Genomic DNA, 7,470 nt, shown 5'->3' with positions numbered 1-7,470 from the left:
TCGCCACTGGTGTTCCTCCATATATCTACGCATTTCACCGCTACACATGGAATTCCACTCTCCTCTTCTGCACTCAAGTTTCCCAGTTTCCAATGACCCTCCCCGGTTGAGCCGGGGGCTTTCACATCAGACTTAAGAAACCGCCTGCGCTCGCTTTACGCCCAATAAATCCGGACAACGCTTGCCACCTACGTATTACCGCGGCTGCTGGCACGTAGTTAGCCGTGGCTTTCTGGTTAGATACCGTCAAGGGATGAACATTCTACTCTCATCCTTGTTCTTCTCTAACAACAGAGTTTTACGATCCGAAAACCTTCTTCACTCACGCGGCGTTGCTCGGTCAGACTTTCGTCCATTGCCGAAGATTCCCTACTGCTGCCTCCCGTAGGAGTTTGGGCCGTGTCTCAGTCCCAATGTGGCCGATCACCCTCTCAGGTCGGCTATGCATCGTTGCCTTGGTGAGCCGTTACCTCACCAACTAGCTAATGCACCGCGGGTCCATCCATCAGTGACGCAAAAGCGCCTTTCAAATAGAAACCATGCGGTTTCTATTGTTATACGGTATTAGCACCTGTTTCCAAGTGTTATCCCCTTCTGATGGGCAGGTTACCCACGTGTTACTCACCCGTTCGCCACTCCTTTTCTTTCGGTGGAGCAAGCTCCGGTGAAAGAAAAAGCGTTCGACTTGCATGTATTAGGCACGCCGCCAGCGTTCGTCCTGAGCCAGGATCAAACTCTCATAAAAAGTGTTTGAAACAGTCTTACGACTGATCAGCTCAATTGTAAAAATTGACTTGCTAGCATATTGCTTGCTATGTTGTTTGTTTCTATTAAAAGAAACGCCCTACACATTTGGTTTGTTTTATTCGTTCAGTTTTCAAAGGTCTACATTATTCGTCGCTTTGTTTCAGCAACTTTTATATCTTAACAGGTTACCGAGTGAATGTCAACAACTTTTTTCATTTGTTTTTGAAAAAGTTTTGAAACTCAATTGACAACTTTGAAATAATAACATTTAACAAAAAGTCTGTCAACATTTATTATCCATTGTTAAATCAACTTGTTTCAGCAACGTTATTGATAATATCATATTGAAAAATAATGTCAAATACTTTTCAACTGTTTTTCAAAATAATTTCATTATAATAGAAAATGGACTAGCTAATTGCTAGTCCATCTCTACTTCTATTCCAAAGTGATCACTAATTATAGACTCATTATTTCCATCAAAAACAATATGGTAGCTTTTAACCTCGTAATTATCAGATACCAAAATATAGTCGATTCGAAGCTTGGCATCGTTCCCTGACCAACCGTCAATTTCTTTTTCTACTGTATTCTCACCATACCTGTCTTTTGCCAAAACGAATGCGTCATGCAAACCAAGTGAACTGTTTTTTACTAAATCATACCCTTCACCGATTCTTTTCGCTTCGTTGTTAAAATCACCCATCATAATCAACGAGCCTTGCTTTTCCAGCAATATCTTTTCTATGATACTCCATTCATAAGCAAAAGCTTTTTTTTCATTTTGCCACCAAGAGAAATGAGCGCTAGCTACAAATGTTTTTTGACCATTGATCGTGGTAGTGCTAATCATAACTTTTCTTGTATGATAATCCGTTGGATCAGAGCTTTCAGAAATTAGATGACTTTCCGATTCTATCGGTGTTTTTGATAGCAATCCGATTCCTTCGTGGTAAATATCATAGCCGATATGATTATAGCTCCAGCTCCAATAATAGTTGCAGCCCAAATCTTTTAAGCATTTGACCAAACAAAACAAAAAGTTGTCTTGACGAATCGCTTGTTGCTCTGAGGTCGGTTGAAAATACTCATCCGGTTCTGCCAATGGGCTGTCCATGAGCTGATTCACTTCTTGTAGCCCAACAAAATCATAGTCTTCCTTAGCAATTCGTTTAGCTAAAATATCGACCTGCATATGATTATCTGTTTCCATCCAGCTATGAGTATTCAAGGTTAGTACTTTGATTGTTCTCGCCCCACTTTAATAATCGATTGACCCAATCTTCTCTCCACGAGAAACCAGCCCAGTTTTATCATAATGGTAATTGTCAATCTTGTCACCATTAGTGAACACTACAATCATCGTTGTCATTTTTCCTGCTTTTTGAATTGTCGCTAAATCTGCGCTTGCCACAATTTTCCCAGCTTTTACTTTTTCACCTTCGCGAACTTTAATTTCAAAAGCATCACCACCAAGATCAACCGTATCAATCCCCATGTGTAGTAACACCTCAATATCATCATCCGTTTTGATCCCAATCGCATGTTTTGTTGGGAAAATCGAAACAATTGTTCCTGCTATCGGACTAGCGATCTCACCATTTTCAGGAACCACCGCAAACCCTTCACCCATCATTTTTTGTGAGAATACATCGTCTTCTACTTTATCAATTGGAATGAGCTCACCATTCGCCGGCGCAACGATATCAGCTTGGAGACCTTTGAACGCCACTGCTGCTTTCTCATGTTCAGATGAATTGTTTTGCAGATTAGCTACAGGAATTTCTACACCTGAATCTAGTAAATCTTGTATATCTGACTTCAATATATCTGCTTTAGGTCCATACACCGCTTGAACACCATTATCCTTAACTAGTAGACCCATCGCACCAGCTTTCTTCCATTCTTCTTCTCCGCCAACAATGCTTTTATCTGCAACGGATACCCGTAACCGAGTCATACAAGCATCTACATCCGTGATGTTTTTCGCCCCACCTAAAAGGTTAATAATTTTCACAATTTGAGAATCGGCAGAAACAGAACCGTCTGCTGTTCCTGTACTTTCTTCTTCAGTATCTACTTCATAATTCCCATTTCTTCCCGGTGTAGCATAATTGAATTTTTTGATCATAAAATTAGCAAAGAAATAAGTAAATACACCGAATACGATACTAGTCAATACAAAATTTAGTAAGTCTCCGCCTAGTCCCGCTTTCAACGTCATCGGTACCCTAGTCAGCAGTTCAATGTTACCGAATGAATGGACACGTAAATTAATGACATCCGCCATTGCAAAAGCCGCCCCTTGAATCACTGCATAGCACGCATACAGCGGTACCGCGACAAACATAAACATAAACTCTAGCGGTTCAGTTACTCCTGTTAAGAAGACAGCGACTGCTGCTGAAAGAAACATAGATTTGTATTTTTTCTTTTTGTCTGGATCAACATTACGATACATAGCAATCGTTAATCCCATCAGAATGCCGCTCGAACCGATCATTTGTCCAACTTTGAAACGCGCTGGTGTCCACTGAGTTAATACTTCTTGATATTGAGACATGTCACCAGTGTTTTTCAAGTTAACTAAGTCCGTTGCCCAAGCTAACCATAAAGGATCTTGCCCGAACACTTGACTTCCAGCTTGTGCGCCAGTCAAGATATCGTAGGTTCCACCCAATTGTGTATAGTTCATTGGAATCGTCAACATGTGGTGCAATCCAAATGGCAAGAGCAAACGTTCCAATGTACCGTAAAGGAAAGGCGCTAAGATTGGCGCTGTTTCCTGTGAATTTGCAATCCACTTACCAAAATCATTAATTCCTGTTTGAATAACAGGCCATACAAGTGCCAAAACTAACGCAACTATTACTGATCGTAAGATAACTACAAAAGGAACGAAGCGTTTTCCATTAAAGAAAGTCAAAACTTCTGGCAGCTTACGGAAATTGTAATACTTATTATAAGCTGTTGCACCCACGAACCCGGCAATAATACCGACAAACACTCCCATATTTAATGCAGGAGCCTCCAAGACACTTGTGAAATAACCATCTACCATTATTTTTTGTCCAAACAATGTATGAGTTACTGCACTCGGATCTGCAAGCATATCTGAGGAAATCCCAAAAATCGCACCGGTGATTCTATTAATCAAAATGAATGATAGCCCTGCCGCAAATGCACCACCAGCTCGCTCTTTCGCCCAACTTCCGCCAATTGCCAAGGCAAACAACAGATGTAAATTTCCAATGATTGCCCAACCAATATTCTCTACTACTCCACCTGTCGTAACTAACCATCCGAGATTCTCATTAATCAAAGGTAAGGATTTACCTATACTAATCATTAACCCCGCCGCCGGCATTACTGCAATTACCACCATTAAGGCCTTCCCGAACTTCTGCCAAAACTCAAAACTAAAAATCTTTTTTATTCCCTTCATCTTTGCTCCTCCTACTTTTTTCTGTTGCTAACAACAACGCAATCGGTTTCGTTGATTTACATTATATACTTTCGCTTTTGATTTGTAAACTCTTTCAACAAAAAATATTAAAAATCACAAAAACCTTTTCAAATAGCCTTATTGTATTAAGCAAATTAACGCTTGACTTGCGCAACCGATTGCGTTTATTATAGTATTAAGAAATGAATGATGCAAGTAAAGTTTTTAGTTACAATAGAAAAAAGAGCTATCTGAAGTACCTCTATCAAAAAATTAACTAAGCAACTATCCATACAAGCATCAAATCTATTAATAGGAAATAAGGAGGACTATCATGAAAAAAGTACAACGTCTTTTTGAGATTGACCCTTGGAAAATTCGCACGACTAAGTTAGATAAAGAAAACCGACGTCTACAGGAATCTCTAACAAGTATCGGAAATGGGTATATGGGGATGCGCGGGAATTTTGAGGAAAGCTACACAGGAGATCATCATCAAGGAACCTACCTAGCAGGCATCTGGTATCCTGATAAAACACGTGTTGGTTGGTGGAAAAATGGGTATCCTGAATATTTCGGGAAAGTCATCAACGCGCTTGATTTTATTCAAATGAAACTGTTTATAAACGAGCAAGAGATTGATCTGGCTACAAATGACATTGAAGATTTTGATTTAGAGCTTGATATGAAAAATGGTGTGCTCTCTCGTACTTTTGTTGTAGCTGTTGATGAAGTGAAAGTTCGCTTTACTTTTGAACGATTTTTAAGTGTTGTTAAGCAAGAATTAGCAGTTATTCGACTTACAGCAGAAACTTTGGTTGGCGATGCACAATTAAAAGTTGTTTCTAAATTAGATAGTAATGTTCAAAACGAAGACAGTAATTACGAAGAAATGTTCTGGTTAGAAAAAGAACGTGGGCATCAGGAAGAGATCAGCTTTTTAACGACACAAACGATTCCAAACAATTTCGGCATTGAGCAATTCTCAGTGACCGGTGCAATGAAACATATTGGCTCCGTACCTGGGCTGCAACAGGACGATTTATTAGAAGTAGCAGAAACGTTTACCTTTGATTTAAAAGAGGAACATCCTATCCAATTAGAAAAACGTGTGGTTGTTTTAACTAGTCGGGATATTCCTGAATCGGAACAAGCTCTAAAAGCCATCGACTTATTGACAGAATACGATGCTTCTTTTGAAGATTTATTGGCTGAGCAAAATGCTACTTGGGCAAATCGTTGGGCGCTAGCGGATGTCTTAATCGACGGAGACGATGAAGCTCAACAAGGGATTCGCTTCAATATTTTCCAATTGTTCGCTACTTATTATGGAGAAGATGAACGCTTGAATATCGGACCAAAAGGTTTTACAGGAGAAAAATACGGCGGTGCTACTTATTGGGATACAGAAGCCTACGCAGTCCCTATGTATCTTGGAATTTCTGAGCCAAACGTCACTAAAAATTTATTGAAATATCGACATAACCAATTACCACAGGCTCAGCACAACGCGCGGCAGCAAGGTTTAAAAGGCGCATTATACCCAATGGTTACCTTCACGGGTGTAGAGTGCCATAATGAATGGGAAATTACTTTTGAGGAAATCCATCGAAATGGAGCAATCGCTCATGCCATTTATAACTATACAACCTATACTGGCGATGAAAGCTATATTCAAAAGGAAGGTTTAGAAGTCTTAACTGAAATCTCACGTTTCTGGGCGGATCGCGTGCATTATTCAAAACGTCAACAAAAATACATGATTCATGGAGTAACAGGACCAAACGAATACGAGAACAATATTAACAATAACTGGTATACAAATTATCTAGCGACTTGGGTTCTTTCTTATACTTTGGAAAATTACAAAAAATTCCAAACGTTGGCAACTGTTACCATCTCATCAGAAGAACAGGCGAAATGGCAAGACATTATCGACCATATGTACTTCCCAACTGATGAAGAGTTAGGTATTTTCGTTCAACATGATACGTTCTTAGACAAGGATTTAATGCCTACTTCTGAACTTGATCCAGCAGATCGGCCCCTGAATCAAAATTGGTCTTGGGATAAAATTTTACGTTCTTGCTTCATTAAACAGGCAGATGTTTTGCAAGGTATCTACTTCTTCAGTGATCAATTTACACAAGAAGAAAAACGAAAGAACTTTGAATTTTATGAACCTATGACAGTTCACGAGTCTTCCCTTTCCCCTTCAATTCACGCTATTTTAGCGGCTGAATTGGGGCTAACGGACAAATCAATGGAGATGTATCAACGTACCGCTCGTTTAGATTTAGACAACTACAACAACGATACGGATGACGGTCTTCATATTACTTCTATGACCGGCAGCTGGTTAGCGATTGTACAAGGATTCGCTCAAATGAAAACAAATACTGGAAACCTTAGCTTCGCACCAGTATTACCAACTAACTGGGAACAATACGCTTTCCATATCAATTATCGCGGACGCTTATTAGCGATAGCAGTGAATCAAAAAGAAGTACGAATCGACTTGAAAGATGGACCAGCATTAGATATGATGCTTTATGGAAAAGAAATTTCCTTAAGCAGCTCAATAAGCGTTCCCTTAGAACAGGAGGAACAGCATGTTTAAAGGAGTTTTATTTGATTTAGACGGCGTCATTACTGATACGGCCGAATATCATTACCTCGCATGGAAGAAATTAGCCGATGACCTAGGAATCTCGATTGATCGCGAATTCAACGAGAAGCTAAAAGGCGTCAGTCGCGAAGATTCTTTACGCCTGATTCTAGCTCACGGAAATCGCGAAAACGATTTTACCGAAGTTGAATTCAATCATTTAGCAAAGATGAAAAACGACAACTATGTGGAAATGATTCAAGCTGTCTCACCGAAAGATGTTTATCCAGGTATTTTAGAATTGTTGAAGGCCCTAAAGAAAGCTAACATTAAAATAGCTCTAGCATCTGCTAGTAAAAATGGACCGTTTCTTTTGAAGCAAATGGCACTTACAGAATACTTTGACGGCATTGCCGATCCAGCAGCAGTAAAAGCTGGAAAACCAGCGCCAGATATTTTTATATTAGCTGCGCAAGTCGTAGGTCTATCCCCTGAAGAATGTCTCGGAATTGAAGATGCGCAGGCTGGTATCACTGCAATTAAAGCGAGTGATGCTATCCCAGTGGGTGTCGGAAATCCTGAACAACTAGGAGAGGATATCCCCTTAGTAGATTCTACTGACAAATTAACTTTAGAATTTTTAGAAGAACAGTGGCATAGATAGCCACTT

Annotated in this window: 4 protein-coding genes and 1 rRNA gene (1 of these 5 cut by a window edge); 2 read left to right on the top strand and 3 right to left on the bottom strand. The window is 39.8% G+C overall.

Annotated features, from left to right (window positions below; all coding sequences use genetic code 11):
- From IGI50_RS05270 to IGI50_RS05260, 3 genes are all read right to left on the bottom strand, one after another.
- Positions 1–745: ribosomal RNA gene (locus tag IGI50_RS05270) — 16S ribosomal RNA — on the bottom strand (it extends 814 nt beyond the left edge of the window).
- A gap of 423 nt (positions 746–1,168) precedes the next feature.
- Complete coding sequence (locus IGI50_RS05265; protein ID WP_438776379.1) at positions 1,169–1,978, bottom strand: endonuclease/exonuclease/phosphatase family protein; 810 nt, start codon at positions 1,976–1,978, stop codon at positions 1,169–1,171.
- Positions 1,979–2,008: 30 nt separating this feature from the next.
- Positions 2,009–4,192 carry a PTS transporter subunit IIBC gene (locus IGI50_RS05260; RefSeq protein WP_438776378.1) on the bottom strand — a complete coding sequence of 728 codons (2,184 nt, stop codon included), beginning with the start codon at positions 4,190–4,192 and terminating at the stop codon, positions 2,009–2,011.
- A 334-nt stretch (positions 4,193–4,526) separates the two neighbouring features.
- Here IGI50_RS05260 and IGI50_RS05255 point away from each other — a divergent pair, with 334 nt between their 5' ends.
- Together IGI50_RS05255 and pgmB are read left to right on the top strand one after the other, a co-directional pair.
- Entirely contained in the window at positions 4,527–6,812 is a 2,286-nt protein-coding gene (locus tag IGI50_RS05255; RefSeq protein WP_438776377.1) for a glycoside hydrolase family 65 protein, read from the top strand.
- Positions 6,805–7,464 carry a beta-phosphoglucomutase gene (gene pgmB / locus IGI50_RS05250; RefSeq protein ID WP_438776376.1) on the top strand — a complete coding sequence of 220 codons (660 nt, stop codon included), beginning with the start codon at positions 6,805–6,807 and terminating at the stop codon, positions 7,462–7,464. The genes IGI50_RS05255 and pgmB overlap by 8 nt, the downstream gene beginning before the upstream one ends.
- Positions 7,465–7,470: the final 6 nt, after the last annotated feature.

The sequence above is a fragment of the Enterococcus sp. DIV0170 genome, assembly GCF_051710765.1.
Lineage (GTDB): Bacteria > Bacillota > Bacilli > Lactobacillales > Enterococcaceae > Enterococcus_A > Enterococcus_A raffinosus.
Note: the sequence above shows the minus strand (reverse complement) of the source record. Positions and strands in the feature narration are given on the sequence as shown.

Bases quoted from the DNA above. Each gene is read 5' to 3' on its own strand.
- IGI50_RS05260 (WP_438776378.1), bottom strand. From the start codon at position 4,192: ATGAAGGGAATAAAAAAGATTTTTAGTTTTGAGTTTTGGCAGAAGTTC.
- pgmB (WP_438776376.1), top strand. From the start codon at position 6,805: ATGTTTAAAGGAGTTTTATTTGATTTAGACGGCGTCATTACTGATACG.
- IGI50_RS05255 (WP_438776377.1), top strand. From the start codon at position 4,527: ATGAAAAAAGTACAACGTCTTTTTGAGATTGACCCTTGGAAAATTCGC.